Source organism: Caballeronia sp. GAWG1-1, assembly GCF_023631465.1.
Taxonomy (GTDB): domain Bacteria; phylum Pseudomonadota; class Gammaproteobacteria; order Burkholderiales; family Burkholderiaceae; genus Caballeronia.
The window spans coordinates 170,383-193,426 of record NZ_JALQDB010000008.1 but is presented as its reverse complement, the minus strand read 5'-3'; the positions used below and the strand labels follow the sequence as shown (position 1 = coordinate 193,426).

The following is a 23,044-nucleotide window of genomic DNA, read 5'->3' as shown; positions in this document are numbered from 1 at the left end:
CGTATTTACCAGAGCCGCAAGCGGCGCAACAGGAAGATCGTGATGGCGGCGCAGCCCGCCATCACGCCGACCACCACCCAGAACGAAGCGGGATTGTGCGTGCCCGGCAAGCCCGCGACGTTCATGCCGAAGATGCCCGTCACGAGCGTGGCGGGCAATAACAACGCGGACATGATCGCGAGCCACAAGAGCTTGCGGTTGATGTCCTCGGAAAGCAGCGCGGCGATTTCGTCCTGCAAGAGTTTGGCGCGTTCGTAAAGTCCTTCGAGCCCGCCGCCCAATCCGTTGAGCACCTGAATGGCTTGCACGAGCGCTTCCATCGAGCGCGGTTCGGCCCATTCAAGCCGGCGCGTCACGAGTTGCGTGAGCGCGTTACGCTCGGGGTCGATAAACCGCTTGACCTCCACCAGCCGCCGCCGCACCACGCCGAGTTCGACGCGCCAGTTCGAATGGCCGCCTTCGAGCACGCCCTCTTCGACATCGTCGAGACGGTCGCCGATTTCATCGATACGGTCCGCGAAGGTTTCGTTGAGCGCGCGGATCAGACCCGCGAAAAGATCGACGGTATCGCGGAACATCGCGCCTTCGAGCACGGCATGACGCAGCCGGTCGGTCGACTGCAAGGGACGCGCGCGCACCGTAATCATGCGGTTGCGGTCGACGTAAAAGCGCAACGCGCCAGTCGCGCGAATCGCCTCGCGTGCGCCCGGCTCCGCGCCCGCGGGCGTCGCCGCGACGAGCTCCAAGTCGGCGACGACGCCGTACATGAAATTCGGTCCCATGTGCACGCGCGGACGTTTGTCCTCGCCGTTCAGAAATTCGCGCGCGACATCGGGCATGGAACTCACGCCTTCGAGCCAGCCTTCGACGGTATCGTCGTTGGCCGAGAGATGGAGCCACGTCGGTCCGTCGCCCGTGATTGCATCGCGCGCTTCGTCCCACGAAAGCCGCAGCGCCTGGCCGCCCGCAAAGCGGAACGCGCTGATGAAGCCGGGCGGCGCCGCTTCGTTCTTGTCAGGCTGCGGGCCCGGTTCGGGACGCCCGGCGCGGCCGGAAGTGTAAGTCGTGTTCAATCTTGCTTTCCCTGCAATTTCCGTTGTCTTTCGATTTCATCAGGATACCTTTCGGTTCCAAATGCCAGGCTGCGCGAGCCGACGCAGCATCGTACTAGAACTCGTGGCGGACCCGGAAGAACACAACGCCGCCGTTGCCATCGGTTGCACGGGCCGCATGAGAAGCGCGAAGACCGTGCACAGAGATGAAACCGTGACGGCTTCGCGTGTCGGTCACGTGACGAAAGCCTGGAACGGACCATTGCCGCGATCGACAACGCACCGCGCAAAACTTCTCAAGACGGCGAGACGAACTTGAAATCGACCGGCGAGCCGATAGAAAGCCGCTTCGGATCCGATGCCAGTTCGCCCGATGCCGGATCGCGCCGGAAGAAGAACGCGCTGTCGCTGTCCTGATTGCCGACGATGAGCCAGCGCCCGCTCGGGTCGATCGCGAACTCACGCGGCGTCTTGCCGAGCGTCGGATATCGTTTCAAGAGCTTGAGATGGCCGTTGTTCGGATCGACCGCGAACGCGACGAGCTCATTCGCGTCGCCACGATTCGTCGCATACAGAAAGCGTCCATCGGGCGACAGATGCACCGCGCCGCCGCCGATCTTGCCTTTGAAGCCGGGCGCGGTCATCGGCACGCTCTGCGTTTCGCTGAGTTTGCCGTCGCGATAGTTGAAGACGAGCACCGACGCGTTCATTTCGGTCGTGAGATAAGCATGCTTGCCGCCGGTATCGAAAATCAAATGCCGTGGGCCCGAACCAGCCTTGATCGGCGTGTAACGCGCATCGGTCGGACCGAACAGGCCGCGGCTGCCATCGGGCGTGTAGCGGTACGCGAACACCTTGTCGACGCCCAGGTCTTGCGTGAAGAGATATTTGCCATCGGGCGAGAACACGGTCGAGTGGACGTGCGAGTTGTCCTGCCGCCCTTTCACGGGCCCGTTGCCTTCGTGATGCACCGTCAGCACGGAGGTGCCGACGTGACCATCGGCGTTGATCGGAAACACCGCGAAGCTGCCGCCGGGATTGGCCGCCACCGAGTAATTGGCTGTCAGCAAATATTTGCCGTCCGGCGAGAGCGCGAGGTAACACGGGTCGTTGCCATCCGCCGACACGCGGTTCAAAAAGCTCAACTGGCCGGTTGCGCGGTCGAAGCGAAACGCGCTGATGCCGCCGCGTTGCGAAGCCGGGCCGTTGTCGCCGGGCAGTTCGTTCACGGCATACACGTAATTGTGATCGCGACTCACGACGAGATACGACGGGTTCACCGTCTGCGCCGACGCGACGCGCGTCAGTTCGCCATTGCCGGTATCGAAGCGATAAACATAGATGCCTTCACTCTTGCCGCCGCCCGTGTAAGTGCCGATGAGCAGATCGAGCACCTCGCCGCCCGATGAAACCGCAGCGCCACTGGCGCCCGCGGCCGGCGTCGCGATCGCGGGCGTCTGCGCTACGGCATGCGTGGCCGCGATCGACAGGATCAACGCGACACCCCGAACCCACTTATGCGGCTTGAATGAAGCCAAGAGCGAACTCGTGAGCGTATTCTGTAGCGGGCGCGGCACTTGCGACGTGCGTCTCGCCGCGACGGCGGACAACCGTTCCGGCAACGGATGGCTCGGGTGCATGAAAGCTCCTCATCGTCTTCTGATGCTTGTTATCGAGGGCGATGCGCGAACGGCTGCGGCATCGTCTGGCTGGCGTGGCGCGAGCAAGTTTTGCTCCCACCGTGCCACCGGGCAAACCGCAACAGGCTAAACCCAACCATTCGAACCAACAACAAAAAGGAGTTGCTGCGATGAACATTCACGTAAGCCTTGGGCCGCTGGTGTCGCTGATCGCCGGGATTCTCATCCTCGTGATGCCGCGACTGCTGAACTTCATCGTCGCGATCTATCTGATCGTGATTGGACTGATCGGGCTATTCGGCATGGGCTCGGCGCATTTCTGACGAACGCATGCGCGCGGCTTGAACCGCGCGCATGTCCTAGGATTGGACGCGAAAGTCTTCGCGTTTCAACCGTTGGCGAGTTGTTCCAGCCGCAAGCGGCCTTGCAAGGACAGCGCGCCTACCGCGACGCCCGCCGCGTCGAAGGAATAGCCGCTGAAGCAGCCGCGCTCGGTGAGAAAGACAGCGGCGGTTTCCATCGCGTTGCGCGACAAACCGAGATGTCCGGGATCGAGCGCGAGCAGAGTGTCGGGCTCGTTCAACCGGCTTGCTGCGGAAAGAATGGCGATGCAGTCAGCTTTCGACGGATTGTGCATGGTGTCCTGTTCCTCGAAATCACGAAGTGATGAACCGATATGCGACGTGCGAAGCGTGAGACCGTGGTACGAAAGAAGGTTCGATGACAGCGCGACATGGCCCCGACGCGCAGTTGAACGACGCGACCTGAAGGCCGTTCGTAAGACTTCATTTAAACATTGGCCGATCGTTCCGGCAAGTTTTCATCGGCGAGTCACGCGGGCGTTTCCGCCAGCCCTGCGGGACGCGCCGTTGCCGCTGCGATAGAGGAGCGTTCGCCCGGTTTCCTGCTCACCGTGAACGAATGCGGCAGAATGCGGCCAGACCAAGGGTTCGCGTTTTGCGTCTTACATGTCTGTGTCGTTCTCATTCCAACCCTCGGCGCTCTCGGGCGCCGCCAGCAGGAAGATGTCCGCATGCCAGCATTGATCGAAGATTACGCCATGGTCGGCGACGGCCACACCGCAGCACTTATTTCCCGTGACGGTTCCGTAGACTGGCTCTGCTGGCCGCGCTTCGACTCAGCCTCGTGTTTTTCGGCGTTGCTCGGCACACCCGAACACGGCCGATGGCTGCTCGCGCCGGAAATGCCCGACGGTAAAGCGCCGGTCATCCGGCGTCGTTATCGCGAAGACACGCTGATCCTCGAAACCGACTTCGAGACGCCGGATGGCGCGGTGACGATCGTCGATTTCATGCCTTCGCGCAACGGTCATTCGGAACTGGTGCGCATCGTCGTGGGTAAACGCGGCTCGGTGCGCATGAAGATGGAACTGGTGCTGCGCTTCGACTACGGCTCGGCGATTCCGTGGGTCAGCCGCCTGCCCGACGCAAGCGGCATTCGCGCGATTGCCGGTCCCGATCTCGCCGTGCTGCGCACGCCCGTGGATCTCGTCGGCGAGAACATGCGCACGACCGCGTACTTCGACGTTGGCGCGGGCGAACGCGTGCCCTTTTCGCTGTGCTATTCGCAATCGCATTTGCGGCTGCCGCCCGCGCACGATCCGCACACGCAACTCGCACGCACCGAAAATTACTGGCGCGAATGGTCTAGCCAAAGTGAACTCAAGGGCAAGTGGGCCAGCGCCATACGCCGTTCGCTCATTACGCTCAAGGCGCTGGCGTATGAGCCGACCGGCGGCATCGTTGCCGCGCCGACAACGTCGCTGCCCGAACAGCTCGGCGGCACGCGCAACTGGGATTATCGCTATTGCTGGCTACGCGACGCGACCATCACGCTGCTCGCGATGATGCGCGGCGGCTACTACGACGAAGCCCGCGCCTGGCGCGCGTGGCTGGGCCGCGTGATGGCGGGTTCGCCCGATCAGGTGCAGATCATGTACGGCATCGCGGGCGAGCGGCGTCTTCCCGAATACGAAATTCCCTGGCTGCCGGGCTACGAAGGCGCGCAACCGGTGCGCATCGGCAATGGCGCGGTCAATCAGTTGCAGCTCGACGTCTATGGCGAAGTGATGAACGCGTTGCATCTCGCGCGCGTCGGTGGCCTGCAAAGCGACGAAACCGCATGGTCGATCCAGTGCGCCATGCTTCAGCACCTGGACACCGTCTGGGAGATGCCCGACGAAGGCATCTGGGAAGTGCGCGGCGGCCGCAAGCATTTCACGTTCTCCAAGGTGATGGCGTGGGTGGCCTACGACCGCGCGATTCAATCGGCGGAAAAGTTCGATCTGGAAGGTCCGGTGGATCATTGGCGCGAGATGCGCGCGCGCGTGCATGCCGCCGTCTGCGCGAGAAGCTGGAATCCGCAAATCAATTCGTTCACGCAGACGTATGACGGCGATGCGCTCGATGCGAGCCTCCTTCTGATCCCGTTGCTCGGCTTTTTGCCGCCCGATGATCCGCGAGTGGCCGGAACCGTACATGCAATCGAAACCACTCTGACGCACGATGGGCTGGTCAAGCGCTATCACACGACCGAAGTCGCCGATGGTCTGCCGCCTGGAGAAGGCACGTTTCTGGCTTGTAGCTTCTGGCTGGTCGACAACCTCGCGCTGCAAGGGCGGCTCGATGAGGCGCATCAGATGTTCGAGCGTCTCGTCGGCCTCGCCAACGACGTAGGCCTTCTGGCCGAGGAGTACGACACGATAGCGAAGCGCATGGTTGGCAACTTTCCGCAGGCGTTCACGCACGTGGCGCTGGTGCACACCGGCATGAATCTGATGCGGCACGAGGAAGAGATGGCCGAAGCGACGGGTCAACCTGCTGGCGACTCGAAAGACGTAAATCTCAAGGCAAATCCAGCGCTGGAAGCCGCGATGGCCAAGAAATAGGCAAAGTCGTGTTTGGAATACGAATGCCATGCAGTTAAGATTGGTGCAACGCACAAAATTTAACTGTTGCGCGTAGCGAAGCAAAAGCTGGTATTTTTAACCGTTTGGTGGAATCGTGCGTTTGTTGCGCAGAAAATTCTGCTTCGGCTCAAGCTCCGAGCCGGGCGTGTCGTTAAATGCCCAGAAGTTGCCCAGTATCAAGCATCAGACGTTTGCAGTAAGGGAAGAGACAGTGCCTCGCGTGCGGCGACAGCCCGCCGCACGCGGGGATTATCGAGCGTCGTTGAGCCTGATCGCCGGAAGTCTTGCCGGGATCGACACGCAGACCGGTTTTTCACGGGGCAACCATGCTCTACCAAATCCACGAAGTTCAGCGGGCCATGTTGTCGCCCCTCACCGCCTGGGCCCAGGCCGCATCGAAGTCGTTTGTGAATCCGGCGAGCCCGCTTTCCTATGTTCCCGGCGCGAGCCGTTTTGCCGCCGGCTACGAATTGCTGTACCGGCTCGGTAAAGACTACGAAAAGCCGCAGTTCGACATTCACCAGATCGTGAAGGACGGCCATAACATTCCGATCGTCGAGCAGACGGTTGTCGAAAAGCCGTTTTGCCGACTGCTGCGCTTCAAGCGCTTCGCCGACGACAGCGCCACCGTCACCAAGTTGAAGGACGAGCCTATCGTGCTGGTGTGCGCGCCGCTTTCCGGGCACCATTCAACGCTCTTGCGCGACACCGTGAACACGCTTTTGCAAGACCATAAGGTGTACATCACCGACTGGTTGGACGCGCGCATGGTGCCGATCGAAAATGGCGCGTTCCATCTGGACGATTACGTCGAATACATTCAGGAGTTCATCCGCCATATCGGTGCGAAGGACCTGCATGTCATTTCGGTGTGTCAGCCGACCGTGCCGGTGCTTGCCGCCATTTCGCTGATGGCGAGCCGCGGCGAGGACACGCCGCGCACCATGACCATGATGGGCGGCCCGATCGACGCGCGCCGCAGCCCGACATCGGTCAATTCGCTCGCCAACGAGCACTCGTACGAGTGGTTCGAGAACAACGTCATCTATACGGTGCCGGCGAATTATCCGGGCGTGGGCCGCAAGGTGTATCCGGGCTTTTTGCAGCACGCGGGATTCGTCGCGATGAATCCGGAGCGCCACCTTACCGCGCACTGGGACTTCTATCAGAACCTCCTTCGCGGCGACGACGACGACGCCGAGCAGCATCGCCGTTTCTACGACGAGTACAACGCCGTGCTCGACATGGCGGCCGAGTATTACCTGGAGACCATCCGTATCGTGTTCCAGGAGTTCCGTCTTGCCGAAGGCACGTGGGACGTGAACGGCGAGCGCGTGCGCCCGCAAGACATCACGGCGACGGCCCTTTTCACCATTGAAGGCGAACTGGACGACATCTCCGGCAGCGGTCAGACACGCGCCGCGCACGATCTCTGCACGGGCATTCCCGCGCAGAATCAGCGGCACTTCACGGCGGAAAAAGCTGGTCACTACGGCATCTTCTCCGGACGCCGCTGGCGCACGATGGTGTATCCGCAACTGCGCGAGTTCATTCTCGAACACGACAAGGCGCCGAAGAAGGAAGCCGTGCCGGCCTGAGATTCAGTGACCGAGTTCGACTACGCGCCGGTTCTTAGAACCGGTTCCGTAAAAGACGAAAAGTCGCGCCTGTTTCCAGGCGCGACTTTTTTATTGGCCGCGTGTCAGACGATTAACGACGCGTCAAAAACGCGAGCAGCAATTCCGTATTCATCCGCACCATTTGTTCGCGCTGCGACGTTTCGCTAAAGTCGAGTCCAAACGTAGCTTCGAGCGTAAATCGATTCGATACGATGTAGTAGCCGAGCCCCGACAGCGTGATATAGAACTTCAACGGGTCGACATCGTTTCGAAAAAGCCCGGCTTTCTGGCCGCGATCCAGAATTGCGGTGACCGTTTCGAGCATGGGCGAGATCAGTTCGCGCGTGCGATTCGAGCTCTTGATGTATTTCGCCTCGTGCAGGTTTTCATTGTTGATCAGCCTCAGCAATTCCGGATGATCGCGGTAGTAATCCCAGACAAAATGGGCAAGGCGCGTGATGGCCTCGATGGGCGCCACGCCGTCGAGGTCGAGTGTGCGCTCGGCTTCCACCAGCGAGCCGAGGGCGTGTTCCAGCACTGCCGTGAAAAGCTGCTCCTTACTGCCGAAGTAGTAATAGAGCATGCGTTCATTGGTTTCGGCCCGGCGCGCGATCTGATCGACGCGCGCGCCGAACAGTCCTCCCGCTGCAAACTCTTCTGCAGCAGCCAGCAGGATACGGCGACGGGTGCCTTCAGGATCTCTTTTGATTTTCGGCTGATTCATGGTGGCATGATTCAGGAGCCGCGTTGTCCGGATGAGCGTCACGCGGCCCGCGTTTGGGTACATGACGTGAACGGGCGCTGCCCATGGTTATTGGGGAACACCGTCCTGCGGTCAAACGGTAAAGCGCTTTGATTATGCGCACATCGCCACGTCATTGGCAATTGGGATTAAGCGTTCGCAGCACGACTATTTGCGACTTCGGCGATAATGACGCCTAAACCCGAGCGCGTACCGTCGTCAAAAGCGGAATAAGCGCGCCGATTGCAGGCAGCGAGCAACCGTCATACGTGTTTGATTGTGGTCGAGCCGTTCTTGCGCTCCTCCCTGCCTCGACTCCCCAAGCCATATCGCGACCCCTTCGTGACCGTTATCGTTTCAAAGACGCTCGCCGAGCGCATTGAAGATTTGCTGCCGCAGACCCAGTGCACCAAGTGCGGCTATCCCGCCTGCCGGCCTTATGCGGAAGCCATCGCCGCGGGCGATGCAAACTACAACCAGTGCCCGCCAGGCGGCGCACAAGGTATCGCGCGGCTCGCTCGATTGCTCGACAAGCCCGTGATTGCGCTCGACACCACGCATGGCGTCGAACGTCCGCGTCCCGTTGCCGTGATCGACGAGAACGTGTGCATCGGTTGCACGCTTTGCATGCAGGCGTGCCCTGTCGATGCAATCGTCGGTGCGGCGAAACAGATGCATACGGTCATTCCCGAACTGTGCACGGGTTGCGATCTATGCGTGCCGCCCTGCCCCGTCGATTGCATCGCGATGATTCCCGTGACCGGCGACGCCACCGGCTGGAATGCGTGGTCTCAACCGGAAGCCGACGCGGCGCGCGAGCGTCATGACCGGCGCGTGGCGCGCGACGAACGTGAGCACGCGGCGGCCGAAGCGCGTGCATCGGCGCGTCGGGCGCAAGCGGCGGCATCTTCCGCACGGCCTGAAGCAGCCGCAAGCGCCGCCGCGCAAGCCGACGACCCCGAAGCCAGGAAACGCGCGATCATTCAGGCCGCGCTCGACCGCGCACGCAAGAAGAAGGAAGAGATGGCGCGCGCAGGCACCGGCCCGAAGAACACGGACAACGTGAGCCCCGCCGTGCAAGCGCAGATCGATGCCGCCGAGGAGCGCCGCCGGCGGCTCGCCATGCAGGAAGACGCGAACAACGATCCCCCGAACTCACGATGAACGCCAAAAAGCGCCGCGCCATCTTCGAAACGTTGCAAAGCATCGACCCGGAGCCGAAGACGGAGCTCGAATACACGACGCCATTCGAACTGTTGATCGCCGTGATGCTCTCGGCGCAAGCCACCGATGTCTCCGTCAACAAAGCGATGCGCAAGATGTTCCCCGTCGCCAACACGCCCGGAAAGGTGCTTGCGCTCGGCGAGGAAGGCGTGACGGACTATATCCGCACGATCGGGCTGTATCGGACCAAGGCGAAGAACGTGATCGCGACGTGCCGGATGTTGATCGAGCAACACGGCGGCGAAGTGCCCGACAATCGCGAGGCGCTCGAAGCGCTGCCAGGCGTCGGACGCAAGACAGCGAATGTCGTGCTGAATATTGCGTTCGGGCAAGCGACCATTGCCGTCGACACGCATATCTTTCGCGTCGCCAATCGGACGGGACTGGCGCCGGGCAAGAACGTGCGCGCGGTCGAAACCGCGCTGGAGAAGTATGTCCCGGTTGAATTTTTGCAGCACGCGCATCACTGGCTGATCCTGCATGGGCGATACATCTGCAAGGCGCGCGTGCCGGAGTGCTGGCATTGCGCGATCGAGCCGCTTTGCGAATATCGGCCGAAGACGCCGGCGCCGGTGGTTTGAATCGCCGGGCAGCCAAGCGCCAATTGCCCCACCGCTCAAGCAGAACCCCTACCCCTAGCTCTACAATAGCGGACTGAATCCCGCAATCGAATCAATACCTTATGTTCAACCCTAGCCGCGACGAAGTCCGTCAGTTCTTCACCGAAACCTGGCGCAAGGAGCGCGCGAGCGAGATTCTCACGCCGCTCGAAAGCATGGCCGCCGACTGGATGCGCGAGCATCCGGAATATCACGACGCGCTCATCGATCCTGAAGCACAAGGCGCGGACTATTCACCCGATCGCGGCCAGAGCAACCCGTTTCTGCATCTGTCGATGCATCTTGCGATCACCGAACAGTTGTCGATCGATCAGCCGCCTGGCATTCGTCGAGCGCACGAGCGACTGGCCGCGCGGCTTGGTTCCACGCACGAGGCGCAGCACGCCATCATGGAATGCCTCGGGCAGGTGATCTGGGAAGCGCAGCGCAGCAACACGCCGCCGGATACCGACGCATACCTCGCGCTCATCGAGCGTCGAGCTTCAAAGGACTAACTTCGCCGGACTAAACATCTTCGAAGCCGCGCGACAAAGCAAAACACCCCGCTCGATGCGGGGTGTTTCGTTTAATGCGAACGAACCGAAGCGCGCTTACTTCTTCAGCACGAGGTTGCCATCGAGCGATTCGATATAAGCCGCGAGATCCTTTAGGTCGCTCTGCGACAGGTTCTGCACCTGCGCCGCCATGATGGCGTTGTTGCGGCCGAAATTCGGATTTCCGCCGCCAATCTGATACTGCCGTAGCGCCCAGTAGATATAGCTCGCGTGCTGACCCGCGAGACGCGGATACTCGCCGCTCACTGGTTTATTGAGGTTGGGGCCGTGGCAGGCCGAGCAATTGTGGCTCTCGGACAGTGCCTTGCCGTTGCCGACGTCCGCCGCGTGCGCAACATTCAACGCCGCCATGCCGATGAGCGCCGCTGCCGCGCATGCCGCCTTGAAGCTTGTGTGGAGTGCCTGAGAGGGCATCATGAATTCTCCTGTGTCCATGCAATACCGGATTGCCGTATCGACGTCGGCGCATGAGTGCGCGCGCGTCGCATCGAGTCAAACGCTAAAAAGCACGGATCACTTGTCGGGATTGTTCTTCGATTGGGGAGTTTGCGCGGCGTAGTACGCGGCAATATCGGCGATGTCCTGATCGGACAAGGTAGTCGCGATGGCGCGCATGGTGTCGAAGTGGCGGTCGCCCTTCTTGTAGGCATGCAGCGCGTTGGCGATGTACTGCGCGTTCTGGCCGCCGAGCATGGGCACTTCATAAACTTCGGGATACGCCGTGCGATAGCCGGGTATGCCGTGGCAGCCGATGCACATCGCGACCTTGCCCTCAGCGGCCTTTGCGTTGCCCACGACGTCGGCCGACGCCTGGGTCGCGAAGCCGGCAAGACCCGACAGCGCTGCAATCACGGCACATTTGCCGACAAAATTGTTCATAGCTTCTAACCTAGCATGAGGGGAAATCCGGCGCGCTTCTACCGCCTGGGGCCAAGGCCGCGCCGAGCGCACCACAACCTTCTCGGGACTGTTTTCGCTATTTAGCCACGCAGGCCAAAAAAATCGGGCTAATTGTACCGCGCGACCTCCCCACCGTCCACAAGGGGAGATCGCGCGAAAGCCCTGCTGACAAGGGGAATCGGCTGAAAAGCAGCTAACCCGCCTGCGACAATTGGTCCCTGCACAAACATTCCGATTGACTTCGCCCGACTTCGGATGCAGGGCCGGCGCGCGTGCTCCGGCGTGCCTGAAGCGGCTCACACGATACCCCGGCAAGCCCCGATGCCAAAAGGTCTTCTGACTTATACTGGGATTTTTTTCCTCACCGGACTTCGTCATGCGTTTCGAAGGCTCATCGCAATACGTCGCGACCGACGACCTCAAACTCGCGGTGAACGCCGCGGTGACGCTGCAACGCCCGCTCCTCATCAAGGGTGAACCCGGCACCGGCAAGACCATGCTTGCCGAGGAAGTGGCAAGCGCGCTCGGCATGCCGCTCCTGCAATGGCATATCAAGTCGACCACCAAGGCCCAGCAAGGCCTCTACGAATACGACGCCGTCTCGCGCCTGCGCGACTCGCAACTCGGCGACGAGCGCGTGAAGGACATCCGCAACTACATCGTCAAGGGCGTGCTGTGGCAGGCCTTCGAAGCGGATCGACAGACGGTGCTCCTGATCGATGAGATCGACAAAGCCGATATCGAGTTTCCGAACGACCTGCTGCGCGAACTCGACCGCATGGAGTTCTATGTCTACGAGACGCGGGAACTCGTGAAGGCGCGGCATCGCCCGCTCGTCATCATCACGTCGAACAATGAGAAGGAACTGCCCGACGCGTTCCTGCGCCGCTGCTTCTTCCACTACATCAAGTTCCCGGATGCGCAGACGATGAAAGAAATCGTCGAAGTGCATTACCCGGACATCAAGCAGGAGTTGCTCGCCGCCGCGATGCAGAGCTTCTTCGAACTGCGCAACGTGTCGGGCCTGAAGAAGAAGCCGTCCACCTCCGAGCTGCTCGACTGGCTGAAGCTGCTTCTCGCCGACGACATCCCGCCTGAAGCGCTGCGCTCGACTGATCAAAAGCAGATCGTGCCGCCGCTGCACGGCGCGCTTCTGAAGAACGAACAGGACGTCGCGCTATTCGAGCGGCTTCTGTTCATGAACCGCAACAACCGCTAACCAAGCCTTGGAAAAAGCACGCATGAGCCGCTGGATCGAACCCGTCACGCTCGAAGGCGAGCACGTCAAGCTCGTGCCGCTCACCGTCGAACATGAAGCCGCGCTCACGGTCGCTGCTTCCGACGGCGAGTTGTGGAAACTCTGGTACACCTTCGTGCCCTCGCCCGACAAGACGCGCGCATATATCGACACGGCGCTCGACATGCGCGACCGTCTTGGCGCGCATCCCTTCGCGGTGATCGATGCGAAGACCGGCGATGTCGTCGGTTCCACGCGCTATTTCGCGGTCGACGAAACGCATCGGCGGCTGGAAATCGGCCATACGTGGTATGCAAAGCGCGTGCAGCGCACCGCGCTCAACACCGAAGCCAAGCTGCTCCTGCTCACGCATGCCTTCGAAAGGCTCGATGCCATCGCCGTCGAGTTCCGCACGCATTTCATGAATCACCGCTCGCGTGCAGCCATTGCGGGGCTTGGCGCGAAGCAGGACGGCATTCTGCGCAATCATCAGATAGGACGCGACGGCGTGTTGCGCGATACCGTCGTGTTCTCGATCATTCAGTCGGAATGGCCCGCGGTGCGCGCGCACCTGAAGTATCGGCTCGACCGCTGATTCACCTCGCTATGGAGAGCGCGCCATGCTGATCGACTTTTTCTACTCGCTGCGCGACGCGAAGCTGCCCGTCTCGGTCAAGGAATACCTGACCTTGCTCGAAGCGCTGAAGGCCCAGGTCATCTCGCCCTCGCTCGACGAGTTCTATTTCCTCGCGCGCATGGCGCTCGTCAAGGACGAGAAGTACTTCGACAAGTTCGACCGCGCGTTCGGCGCGTACTTTCATGGCATCACCGAGTTGCCCGACGAAGCCTTCGAGGTTCCGCTCGACTGGCTCAAGAAGCGGCTCGAACGCGACTTCACGCCGGAAGAGAAAAAGCGCATCGAGGCAATGGGCGGCATCGATAAACTGATGGAGCGCCTGAAGGAACTGCTCGACGAGCAAAAGGACCGCCACGAAGGCGGCAACAAGTGGATCGGCACGGGCGGCACGTCGCCATTCGGACATGGCGGATACAACCCGGAAGGCATCCGCATTGGCGGCGATTCGCCCGGCGAGCGCAGCGCCGTCAAGGTGTGGAACGAGCGCGCCTATGCCGATTACGACGATCAGGTGGAAATCGGCACGCGCAACATCAAGGTCGCCTTGCGACGCTTGCGCCGCTTCGCGCGCGAAGGCGCGGCGGACGAACTCGATTTGCCCGACACCATTCGCAGCACGGCAGCCAACGCCGGCTGGCTCGATTTGAAGATGGTGCCGGAGCGCCACAACAAAGTGAAAGTGCTGATGCTGCTCGATGTCGGCGGCTCCATGGACGATCACATCAAGCGCGTCGAAGAGCTTTTTTCGGCGGCGAAGGCCGAGTTCAAGCATCTCGAGTTCTTCTACTTCCACAACTGTGTGTACGACTATCTGTGGAAGAACAATCGGCGCCGGCATGCCGAACGCACGCCAACCTTCGACGTGCTGCACAAATTCACGCCGGACTACAAGCTGATCTTCGTCGGCGACGCCACCATGAGTCCCTACGAAGTGCTGCAACCGGGCGGCTCTGTCGAATACAACAACGCCGAAGCCGGCGCGGTGTGGCTGCGGCGTCTTGCCGATCAGTTCCCGCATCATGCGTGGCTGAACCCGGAGCCCGAGCGGCTGTGGGAATATCGCCAGTCCGTTTCCGCGATCCGCCATGTCCTCGGCAACCGCATGTACGCGCTCACCATGGCAGGCCTCGAAAGCGCGATGCGCGCGCTGTCCAAATAACCATCCACCACGCATGAACGTCTCTTCCTCCACGCCCGCCCCGCTTCGCCCGCTTGCCGATACCTCCCTTTCCGCCATCGTCGCCGGCTTCGTCGCGATGATGACCGGCTACACCAGTTCGCTCGTGCTGATGTTCCAGGCGGGCCAGGCCGCGCATCTGTCGGACGCGCAGATTTCGTCGTGGATCTGGGCGCTTTCCATCGGCATGGCGCTGTGCACGATCGGCTTGTCGCTGCGCTATCGCGCGCCTATCGTCGTCGCGTGGTCGACGCCGGGCGCGGCCTTGCTCATCTCGTCGCTGCCGAACGTGGCGTATGGCGAGGCGATCGGGGCGTTCATCGTGTGCGCGGTGCTCCTGACCGCGATCGGCGTGACGGGCTGGTTCGACACGCTCATGAAGCGCATTCCGTCGGGCATCGCCGCAGCCTTGCTTGCGGGCATTCTGTTCGAAATCGGCATCGAGATTTTTCGAGCGGCGCAAATGCAGACGGCGCTCGTGCTGGTGATGTTCTTCACGTACCTCATCGCCAAGCGCCTGGCGCCGCGTTACGCCATTCCGGCGACGCTCATCGCCGGAATCGCCGTCGCGGGTTCGCTCGGACTGCTCGACTTTTCGCGCTTCCATGTGGCGCTCGCACACCCCGTTTTCACGATGCCGTCGTTCTCCGTCTCGGCAATCGTGAGCATCGGCATTCCGCTCTTCATCGTGGCGATGGCCTCGCAAAACGTGCCGGGCATCGCCGTCTTGCGCGCCGACGGCTACGACACGCCTTCCGCGCCGCTCATTTCGACCACCGGCATCGCTTCCTTGCTGCTCGCGCCGTTCGGCTCGCACGGCGTCAATCTCGCGGCGATCACGGCCGCTATCTGCACCGGCCGCGAAGCGCATGAAAATCGCGACAAGCGTTATACGGCAGCGGTCTGGTGCGGCATTTTCTATCTCGTCGCGGGCACGTTCGGTGCGACCATCGCTGCACTGTTCGCGGCGTTCCCGAAAGCGCTGGTCGTTTCGGTCGCGGCGCTCGCGCTTTTCGGTTCGATCATGAGCGGACTCGCCAACGCCATGCACGACGTGCGCCAGCGCGAGCCGGCGCTCGTCACGTTCATGGTGACGGCTTCCGGGCTGACCCTACTGTCGATCGGCTCCGCATTCTGGGGTTTAATCGCGGGCGTCGTGACGCATCTGATCCTTAATGCGCGCCGGCCGAGCGCCTAAAATGACGGTATCGGCCGGCATTATCTGGCCGAGACATTGCAACTACTTCTGCATCACCGTCATGTCTCTGATCGACAAATTACTGGCGCGCGGCATCTCCGCCGGCGCGACAAAGCGCAAGACGATCGTTCGCGTCCTGCTCGACGACACCGGCACCGTCCAGGATGTCGTGCTCAAAAAAAGTTGCGGCGATACGGCCAAGGACGCGCGCGCCCTCAAGGAAGTACGCGCCATGCGCTTTCCACGCGGGCAGATCGGTTCGGGCACGGTGCGGCGCTGGCACGAGCTGGCGTACAGCATCGAGTGACCGCGCTGTAAGGAACCGCGCCGTGCAGCTCCGGTCGAAGCCGGGCATGCCGCGTGCGCGCTTTCAAGCGTGAAACCCGTGCGCGGGACTAGAATGATGAAGTGAGAAATCAGGGGCGCGCCGCAGCCGAAGCATCGCATGCGGCGTCGCGTTCAAGGGCAAACCGCGGGCCACCGCAATTGACAAGGCGCATTGCGCCGACAACTCGACATGACATCCGCTCTCGACCAGCTCAAGCAATACACCACCGTCGTCGCCGATACCGGCGACTTCCAGCAATTCGTCGCGTTCAAGCCGCAGGACGCCACGACCAATCCGTCGCTGATCCTGAAGGCCGTGCAGAAGGACGACTACAAGCCGCTGCTCGAGAAGACCGTCAAGGAGCACAAGGACAAGCCGATGGGTCAGATCATCGACAATCTGCTCGTCGCGTTCGGCACGGAGATTCTGAAGATCATTCCGGGCCGCGTATCGACCGAAGTCGACGCACGCCTTTCGTTCGACACCAAAGGCTCGATCGACAAGGCACACGAAATCATCAAGCTGTACGACGCAGCGGGCATCTCGAAGGACCGCGTGCTGATCAAGCTGGCGTCCACGTGGGAAGGAATCCGCGCGGCCGAGGTGCTGCAAAAGGAAGGCATCCACTGCAACATGACGCTCTTGTTCTCGCTGGCGCAAGCCGTCGCGTGCGCGGAAGCCGGTGCGCAACTGATCTCGCCGTTCGTCGGCCGCATCTACGACTGGTACAAGAAGTCGGCGGGCGCCGAATGGGACGAAGCGAAAATGGGCGGCGCTAACGATCCGGGCGTGCAGTCGGTGCGCCGCATCTACGCGTACTACAAGAAGTTTGGCTACAAGACGGAAGTCATGGGCGCGAGTTTCCGCACGGTGAGCCAGATCACGGAACTCGCGGGTTGCGATCTCTTGACCATCAGCCCCGATCTCCTGAAGAAACTCGCCGACAGCGAGGAGAAGGTTGAGCGCAAGCTCTCCGCGGATTCGGTCAAGAACGAGAACGTCGAGAAGATCAGCGTCGATGAGCCGACCTTCCGCTTCCTCGTCAACGACGACGCCATGGCCACCGAAAAACTCGCGGAAGGTATCCGCGCGTTCGCTGCCGATGCAATAAAGCTCGAAAAGCTGATTACCGCGCTTCAATAAGCCGGGCGCTTCCCCGCATGCAGTACAACAAAATGGCGCACTCACACTGCGCCATTTTGTTGTCATGGGTCAGTGTTTCTGTAAACGCACTATTCCCGTTTATTTTGACCTAAATTGACCTTTTCCCAGTTTCCATAAACGCGCGTTGCAATAGACTGCGAGGCTCTGAGGCAAAACGTAAGAGCTTGAAAAGTCAGTCATGCAACTCGATACTTATGTGTTCTTCAACGGCGACTGCGCGGACGCGCTCGCTCTCTACCAAACCGCACTCGGCGCGGAGATTCATGCGCTGATCCGCTTTCGCGACACGCCCGACAGCGCGAGCGTTCCGCCCGAATGGCAGGACAAGGTCATGCACGCGCTCTTCAGCGTGGGACCTAACGCCATCATGGTGTCGGACGGCCAGTTCGGTCAGCCGTCGAAGGCTTATCAGGGGTTCACGCTGTCCATCGCCGCCGACGACGCGGCTTCCGGCGAGCGCATGTTCAACCAGCTCGTCGAAGGCGGCGAAGTGCTGACCCCGTGGCAGGCCACGTTCTTCACGGCAGGCTTCGGCATGCTGAAGGATCGTTTCGGCGTGCCCTGGCTCATCAACGTGGTCAATACCACCGAGGAAGCACCCGCGCAGGCGTGACAGCCCGCTCACTGAAGGCGCGAGACGAGCACAGTCAATCGTTGAGCGGCCGTGCGCCTTCTATGTTCCACTGCCGCTCGATCTCACTCAGTCGCAAGCGCAGGCGTTCCACCTGCTCCGCAAAACGCATCGCGAGCCAGTGCATGCCCTGCGTCGATAAATCCCTTTCGTTCGCTTCTCCTGGCATCGGCGTGAATACGGTCAGGTCCACGCTTCGGTGCAAAAGACCCACGCGTCCGAAACGCAGCGCGCGCGACATGCGCAGCAGCTTGTGCCGCGCCTCCTGCTCACGCGGCGTGCAGTCGATGCCGAAATTCTCCACCGCCGACGAAGCCAGCATCTCCAGCGCCGCCAGGATCGAACGATGCAGGCGCTGAATCTCCTCTAGCCGCGCAATTGGCACATGTGTTTCCTTTGCGACCGATTCCATCAAGCCGCGCGCCTGCACGAGACGCTGGCTCATCGCGAGAAAGCGCCGCGTGGTTTCCTCGGGCAACAGCGGCTTGCCATCGAGCAATGCGCCGTAAAGCCGCGCGCATTCGCGCAGGTTGTCCGCCAGCCGATAGCGCCACGAATACGTTGCGTACTGCGGCAGCACGAACGAGAACGCCAGCGCGATGGCAATGCCGATCATCACATTGGCCGTGCGCCACAGCCCGACATCGAAGGAAAGATCGCCATGACCGGAGACGATGACCATTGTGATCGCGGTCAGCAGCGCGACATAGCCCGCCTTGCCGATTGCGTAGTAGGCGCACGCGCCCGCGAACAGGGACATTAGAAAGAAAAACAGCAGGAGCGAGCCGAACAGCGCATGCACGAGGATTAGAAAGAGGCCGATGCCCGCGCCGAGCGCCGTACCCAGTGCCCGTTCAACGGCTTTCTTGCGGATATTGCCGTAGTGCTGCAAGCCGCCGATCACGACCAGCAGCGACACCGACGCCCACACGCCATGCGGCACGTTGATGCCGGTCGTCACCAGAAACGAGGTTGCCATGCCGAGCGCGACGCGCACCGCGTGGATCACGTTCGCATGCCGGTATCGAAAATACGGCGAAGCGAGCCCGTGCATGAGCCGCCTTGCCTGCATGCGCCGGGGTGACACGGAAGTCTGTAAGGGCATGGTCGCTCGTGGTCCGAAGTCGAAACGCCCGCAACAGCCGGAAGGCGGTTACGGGCGTTCAGGGTATCAAACGCGGAGAAATCGCGCGATCAACCTTCCACGATGTCCAGATAATCTTCCGGACGTGTACGGTCATCCGAACGTTTGAGGCCGAGCGCGCGTACCAGCAGGCTCACGACGATGGACACCACGAGATTGACAATCAACGCCCACACCGCCGCATAGCCCGGCACGGCGTAGCCGAACATATGCACGGTGAAGATCGAGCCCTTGAGTTGCAGCGATACGGCCATCCACGTACCCGTGCCGATACCCACCGCCCAGCCGATCAGCAAACCGCGATGATCCAGCACGCGCGTATAGAGACCGAGCACGAGCGCGGGAAGCGTCTGGATGATCCAGATGCCGCCGAGCAGTTGCAACTGGATGGCATAAGTAAGCGGCAGCGCGAGAATGAACACCACCGCGCCCACTTTCACGATCAGCGAGACGAGCTTGGCGACGTTGGTTTCCTGCTCGGGCGTCATCGACCGGTTGACGAACTCGCGATGCACATTGCGCGTGTAGAGGTTGGCCGCCGCGATCGACATGATCGCCGCGGGCACCAGCGCGCCGATGCCGATGGCCGCGAACGCCACGCCCACGAACCACGACGGGAAGTAATGCAGAAAGAGCGCCGGCACGGCGAAGTTCGCGCCGTAGGCCTTGAAGTACGACGCGTATTCCGGCATGTCCTTCACGCCCGAGGCAAGCGCCATGTAGCCGAGCAGCGCGAGCAGCCCGAGCACGAGCGAGTACGCGGGCAACAGTGCCATGTTGCGGCGAATGGTGTTGCCCGAGTTCGACGAAAGAATCGCCGTCACCGAGTGCGGATACAGGAACAGCGCGAGCGCCGAACCCACCGCGAGCGTCGCGTACGCGCTGTAGCCGTTGAGGCTCGCGGTATCGGGCGCCTTCAAGAGCAGCTTGGCGGGCGGCACGACCCCGAAGATGTGCCCGAAGCCGCCGAGCTGCGCGGGAATGATGATCATCGCGGCGATGATGGTGATGTAGATCAGGACGTCCTTCACCACGGCGATCATCGCGGGCGCGCGCAGGCCCGAGGTGTACGTGTAGGCCGCGAGAATCGCGAACGCGATGATGAGCGGCATGTCGCCGAGCAACCCTTGCGTCGAAAAGCCGAGCGCGCCGATCACCACTTCGATGCCCACGAGTTGCAACGCGATATACGGCATGGTCGCGACGATACCCGTCACGGCGATCGCCAGCGCGAGCATGCGGCTGTTGTATCGTGCATGCACGAAGTCGGCGGCGGTTACGTAGCCGTGCCGCTTCGCGATACTCCACAGCTTCGGAAACACGACGAAGGCGAACGGATAGATCAGGATGGTGTAAGGCAGCGCGAAGAAGCCCGTCGCGCCCGCGCCGAACACGAGCGCCGGCACGGCCACGAAGGTGTACGCGGTGTAGAGATCGCCGCCGAGCAGGAACCACGTGACGACGGTTCCGAAGCGCCGGCCGCCCAAGCCCCATTCGTCGAGCTGGCCGAGATCGCCCTTGCGCCAGTGCGCGGCGATGAAGCCGAGAATCGTCACGCCGACGAAGAACAGGACGAAGACGAAAGTCGCGGTGAGATTCATCATCGCGGGGCTCCTTGTCGGGGCGTGGCACGACCCGAGGACAGCGCCTTGGTCTTCTTATAGACGACGGCCGTGATGACCGCGCTGATCAGCACCCACAGCAACTGATACCAGTAAAAAAACGGAAAGCCCCACAGAACCGGCTCGATCTTGTTGTAAAACGGCACCCAAACCACGCCGATCCACGGAAGGATCAGAAGCCAGAGCCAATGCTTGTTGCGTGGTTGTCCTGTGCCGGTCGCAGCTTCGTGAGCCATGACGGTCTCCCTATTGTTTTGAGCATTCGCTTTGGACGCGGCCAGGCGAGGACGGTCGGTCGCTCGCTCGAAAGGCCGGTTGCCATCTTGCATGGCACGCCGCTGAAAGCGCCCCGAAATAACAGGAGGAGTATATGGACCGAAAAACGCGGGTCAAGCAGGGGGAATCCCGACTAATCCCCTGATAAGAAATGAGATCGTAAAAATCGCCGAGATCGCCTGCCTGGATTGGCTGGATTGGCTGGAGCGGATCCGGGGATCAGATGGTGAACGAACCGGTCATCGGCAGCTTCGCGGTTTCGGCCAGGCCTTTTACCCACTTGCGCGCGGGCAGGCCGAGTTGCGCTTCGATCAGCCTGGCGCGGGCTTCGAGCGCGGCGAACGGCACGTCGAGCGTGGGACCGGCGAAGGCGAGCGCGATACGGTTGCCGTCGTGTACTTCCGGCAGCGCGATCACGCGATGGGCGAATGCCTCGTTCAGATGCCGCATGTTGCGCACGAAGCTCGGGTGATCGCCGAACAGGTTGATCGTGACGACGCCCGCATCCGGCGTGAGACACGCCCGGCACGCGCGATAGAACGACACGCTGTCGAGCACGGGACCGCGCGCGCTGGCGTCGTAGATATCGATCTGCAGCGCGCCGATGGTGCCGTGGTTCGCGCGGTCGTTGACGAACTCCCACGCGTCGCGTTCGGTGACGGTGAGGCGCGCGTCGTCGTACGGAAGCTCGAACATGGCGCGCGCGGCGATCACGACCGCCGGATTCAACTCGACCGCTTCGACTTGCGCGCGTTTCAGGAAGCGATAGCAGAACTTGGTGAGCGCGGCCGAGCCGAGCCCGAGTTGCACGATGCGCGCCGGCGTCTCGATGAAAAGCAGCCACGCCATCATCTGCTGCGCGTATTCGAGTTCGAGGTGATCGGGCTTTTTGATGCGCATCGCGCCCTGGATCCATTCAGTGCCGAAGTGCAGATAACGCACGCCGCCCTCTTCCGAGAACGTCACGGGCGCGAAGCGCGGCTTACGCGGCGCGTCGATGCGCGGCGCGTTGGCGAGATCGTCGTCATCGCCCTTGATGCGGCGGCGGTCCTGTTTCGCCGCGTCCTTGTTGCGGCCGAACGCGCGTGCTTCGGCGGATGCGCGCTTGATCAGATTCTTCATTGTGTGCTGAGAATGTCGCGCCAGACGCGCAGTTTTTGGTCGAACGAGAGCATAGCATTGGCCGCGCTCGACGAAGGCAGCACGAGCGTCGCGTAACCCGCGGCGCTCGCCTGCGCCTCGAAGCGGCCCGAAGTCTTGCCGTTGAAGCAGACTTTCCCGAGCGCGGGAAAGCGCGTGTGAAATGCGTCGAAGTCGTTCGCGGCGGCGTTGCGGATTGCGCTGTCGAGGCTGCCCTGGCGCTCGCATGCGGCAAGCACGTCCCATAAGCCGATCCGATGAGCGAGCAGGCGTTGCAGACGTTCCTCGTAGCTGAATTCATGCAGCGGTTCGCCGATCACCGCGCCCACGAGCCGCCAGAATTGATTGCGCGGATGCGCGTAGTACTGCGTCGCCGTCAGCGATGCGACGCCCGGAAAGCTGCCGAGAATCAGCGTATGCGTGGCGCGGTCGGCCACGGGCGCGAATCCGGTCAGCGTCATCGGGCTTTCTCGTCCGCGACGCGCTTTGCATGCGAACTCAGGTGCTCGAACGCCCGCGCATGCTCACGATGATGAACACCCCGCGGTCTTGCCGATTCCGCGAGCCGGGCCCAGAGCGCATCGAGCATGCATTCGGTGACCATGAGCGCCGCGCCGTGGCGCAGGAATACCGAGCGGCGCGCGTGCAGAGCATGTCCGGGCGGCGTTTCGCGCAAGGCCAGCGCATGGAGCGGATGCCGCGCGGTGACGACGCGGCTTGCGAGTACGGAACGGGACACGCTGCTGTCGCTGTAAAGAAGTTCGGCGAGCGGGCGGGTGCGCAGGCGGCGCATCGATTGCCAGATGCCCGTGCTGTGCGACAGCGCGACGATGCTGTGCGCGACTACAACTGCGACGCCATCGACCTTCAACGCGACTTCGCGCGTCCACACCGGCGTGCGCGGCGTGACGCCGAGCGCTTGCCATTCGTCAAGCCACGGCGCGGCGACGCATTCGCGCGTCACTTCCACAGTGACTTGTCCTAGCGCGCGCAAGTGCGCGGTCAGGGAGCCGCCGCGTGTGAGCCAGTCTTTTTGATGCCTCGTAAGCGATGCGAGCGGCGCGCTGCGCCAATGGCGGTCGACGGGATCGGTGCAGGTCAGCATGGCGTTAATTATAAAACCGCGCTGGCCCTTCGGACAAATCGTATGGAATGGCGGCGCGCAACGCAGCACACTGAATTGCAGACCGTGGATTTCACGATCAGCGCA

The 23,044-nt window shown here is 61.8% G+C and carries 25 protein-coding genes; 13 read left to right on the top strand and 12 right to left on the bottom strand.

The window, feature by feature from the left end:
- Positions 1–5 precede the first annotated feature (5 nt).
- Positions 6–1,073, bottom strand: a complete 1,068-nt coding sequence (locus tag NCT03_RS05015; RefSeq protein WP_244827518.1) for a transporter — start codon at positions 1,071–1,073, stop codon at positions 6–8.
- Positions 1,074–1,348: 275 nt separating this feature from the next.
- Positions 1,349–2,692, bottom strand: a complete 1,344-nt coding sequence (locus NCT03_RS05010; protein ID WP_250492097.1) for a lactonase family protein — start codon at positions 2,690–2,692, stop codon at positions 1,349–1,351.
- A 170-nt stretch (positions 2,693–2,862) separates the two neighbouring features.
- On the opposite strand from NCT03_RS05010, the gene NCT03_RS05005 reads away from it, so the two are divergent.
- Entirely contained in the window at positions 2,863–3,015 is a 153-nt protein-coding gene (locus NCT03_RS05005; RefSeq protein ID WP_244827516.1) for a DUF3096 domain-containing protein, read from the top strand.
- 65 nt (positions 3,016–3,080) lie between these two features.
- On the opposite strand, the gene NCT03_RS05000 is transcribed toward NCT03_RS05005, so the two are convergent.
- On the bottom strand, positions 3,081–3,329 hold the full coding sequence (locus NCT03_RS05000; RefSeq protein WP_250492096.1) for a hypothetical protein: 249 nt from the start codon (positions 3,327–3,329) through the stop codon (positions 3,081–3,083).
- A 396-nt stretch (positions 3,330–3,725) separates the two neighbouring features.
- Here NCT03_RS05000 and NCT03_RS04995 point away from each other — a divergent pair, with 396 nt between their 5' ends.
- Positions 3,726–5,600 (top strand): glycoside hydrolase family 15 protein, encoded by a 1,875-nt coding sequence (locus NCT03_RS04995; protein ID WP_250492095.1) that lies wholly within the window; start codon positions 3,726–3,728, stop codon positions 5,598–5,600.
- A gap of 347 nt (positions 5,601–5,947) precedes the next feature.
- Complete coding sequence (locus NCT03_RS04990) at positions 5,948–7,219, top strand: polyhydroxyalkanoate depolymerase (RefSeq protein WP_250492094.1); 1,272 nt, start codon at positions 5,948–5,950, stop codon at positions 7,217–7,219.
- A gap of 112 nt (positions 7,220–7,331) precedes the next feature.
- Here NCT03_RS04990 and NCT03_RS04985 read toward each other — a convergent pair whose 3' ends face one another.
- Entirely contained in the window at positions 7,332–7,964 is a 633-nt protein-coding gene (locus tag NCT03_RS04985; RefSeq protein ID WP_244828000.1) for a TetR/AcrR family transcriptional regulator, read from the bottom strand.
- Positions 7,965–8,288: 324 nt separating this feature from the next.
- On the opposite strand from NCT03_RS04985, the gene rsxB reads away from it, so the two are divergent.
- The 3 genes from rsxB (at position 8,289) to NCT03_RS04970 (ending at position 10,320) form a co-directional block, all read left to right on the top strand.
- On the top strand, positions 8,289–9,146 hold the full coding sequence (rsxB, locus tag NCT03_RS04980) for an electron transport complex subunit RsxB (RefSeq protein ID WP_502800353.1): 858 nt from the start codon (positions 8,289–8,291) through the stop codon (positions 9,144–9,146).
- Positions 9,143–9,787 carry an endonuclease III gene (gene nth / locus NCT03_RS04975; RefSeq protein ID WP_250492092.1) on the top strand — a complete coding sequence of 215 codons (645 nt, stop codon included), beginning with the start codon at positions 9,143–9,145 and terminating at the stop codon, positions 9,785–9,787. The genes rsxB and nth overlap by 4 nt, the downstream gene beginning before the upstream one ends.
- Positions 9,788–9,888: 101 nt before the next feature.
- Positions 9,889–10,320, top strand: a complete 432-nt coding sequence (locus NCT03_RS04970; protein ID WP_250464171.1) for a DUF1841 family protein — start codon at positions 9,889–9,891, stop codon at positions 10,318–10,320.
- 96 nt (positions 10,321–10,416) lie between these two features.
- Here NCT03_RS04970 and NCT03_RS04965 read toward each other — a convergent pair whose 3' ends face one another.
- Entirely contained in the window at positions 10,417–10,797 is a 381-nt protein-coding gene (locus NCT03_RS04965) for a c-type cytochrome (RefSeq protein WP_244827509.1), read from the bottom strand.
- A gap of 96 nt (positions 10,798–10,893) precedes the next feature.
- Positions 10,894–11,259: a c-type cytochrome gene (locus NCT03_RS04960; RefSeq protein ID WP_061121774.1), complete on the bottom strand. Its 366-nt coding sequence runs from the start codon at positions 11,257–11,259 to the stop codon at positions 10,894–10,896.
- Between the two features lie 397 nt (positions 11,260–11,656).
- On the opposite strand from NCT03_RS04960, the gene NCT03_RS04955 reads away from it, so the two are divergent.
- The 7 genes from NCT03_RS04955 (at position 11,657) to NCT03_RS04925 (ending at position 17,634) form a co-directional block, all read left to right on the top strand.
- Positions 11,657–12,499 (top strand): AAA family ATPase, encoded by an 843-nt coding sequence (locus NCT03_RS04955; RefSeq protein WP_244827508.1) that lies wholly within the window; start codon positions 11,657–11,659, stop codon positions 12,497–12,499.
- Positions 12,500–12,521: 22 nt separating this feature from the next.
- Positions 12,522–13,112 (top strand): GNAT family N-acetyltransferase, encoded by a 591-nt coding sequence (locus NCT03_RS04950; protein WP_250492091.1) that lies wholly within the window; start codon positions 12,522–12,524, stop codon positions 13,110–13,112.
- Positions 13,113–13,137: 25 nt separating this feature from the next.
- Entirely contained in the window at positions 13,138–14,313 is a 1,176-nt protein-coding gene (locus NCT03_RS04945) for a vWA domain-containing protein (RefSeq protein ID WP_244827506.1), read from the top strand.
- A 13-nt stretch (positions 14,314–14,326) separates the two neighbouring features.
- On the top strand, positions 14,327–15,529 hold the full coding sequence (locus NCT03_RS04940) for a benzoate/H(+) symporter BenE family transporter (RefSeq protein ID WP_250492090.1): 1,203 nt from the start codon (positions 14,327–14,329) through the stop codon (positions 15,527–15,529).
- A 1-nt stretch (position 15,530) separates the two neighbouring features.
- Entirely contained in the window at positions 15,531–15,836 is a 306-nt protein-coding gene (locus NCT03_RS04935) for an energy transducer TonB family protein (protein WP_250464169.1), read from the top strand.
- Positions 15,837–16,046: 210 nt separating this feature from the next.
- Positions 16,047–17,000, top strand: coding sequence for a transaldolase (tal, locus tag NCT03_RS04930; RefSeq protein WP_250492089.1), 954 nt, complete (start codon positions 16,047–16,049; stop codon positions 16,998–17,000).
- A 199-nt stretch (positions 17,001–17,199) separates the two neighbouring features.
- Positions 17,200–17,634 (top strand): VOC family protein, encoded by a 435-nt coding sequence (locus NCT03_RS04925; protein ID WP_250464167.1) that lies wholly within the window; start codon positions 17,200–17,202, stop codon positions 17,632–17,634.
- A 34-nt stretch (positions 17,635–17,668) separates the two neighbouring features.
- Here the strand turns inward: NCT03_RS04925 and NCT03_RS04920 are convergent, their stop codons facing one another.
- The 6 genes from NCT03_RS04920 to NCT03_RS04895 all read right to left on the bottom strand — a co-directional run bounded on the left by NCT03_RS04920 (position 17,669) and on the right by NCT03_RS04895 (position 22,939).
- Positions 17,669–18,757, bottom strand: a complete 1,089-nt coding sequence (locus tag NCT03_RS04920; protein WP_250492088.1) for an FUSC family protein — start codon at positions 18,755–18,757, stop codon at positions 17,669–17,671.
- An 89-nt stretch (positions 18,758–18,846) separates the two neighbouring features.
- Positions 18,847–20,397: a monocarboxylate uptake permease MctP gene (gene mctP, locus NCT03_RS04915; RefSeq protein WP_244827999.1), complete on the bottom strand. Its 1,551-nt coding sequence runs from the start codon at positions 20,395–20,397 to the stop codon at positions 18,847–18,849.
- Positions 20,397–20,654, bottom strand: coding sequence for a DUF3311 domain-containing protein (locus NCT03_RS04910; protein ID WP_244827500.1), 258 nt, complete (start codon positions 20,652–20,654; stop codon positions 20,397–20,399). Before NCT03_RS04910 ends, mctP begins: the two co-directional genes overlap by 1 nt.
- A 259-nt stretch (positions 20,655–20,913) precedes the next feature.
- Positions 20,914–21,816: a class I SAM-dependent methyltransferase gene (locus tag NCT03_RS04905; protein ID WP_250492087.1), complete on the bottom strand. Its 903-nt coding sequence runs from the start codon at positions 21,814–21,816 to the stop codon at positions 20,914–20,916.
- Positions 21,813–22,295: a DNA-deoxyinosine glycosylase gene (locus NCT03_RS04900; RefSeq protein ID WP_250492086.1), complete on the bottom strand. Its 483-nt coding sequence runs from the start codon at positions 22,293–22,295 to the stop codon at positions 21,813–21,815. Before NCT03_RS04900 ends, NCT03_RS04905 begins: the two co-directional genes overlap by 4 nt.
- Positions 22,292–22,939 carry a chorismate--pyruvate lyase family protein gene (locus NCT03_RS04895; RefSeq protein WP_250492085.1) on the bottom strand — a complete coding sequence of 216 codons (648 nt, stop codon included), beginning with the start codon at positions 22,937–22,939 and terminating at the stop codon, positions 22,292–22,294. Before NCT03_RS04895 ends, NCT03_RS04900 begins: the two co-directional genes overlap by 4 nt.
- Between the last annotated feature and the right edge of the window lie 105 nt (positions 22,940–23,044).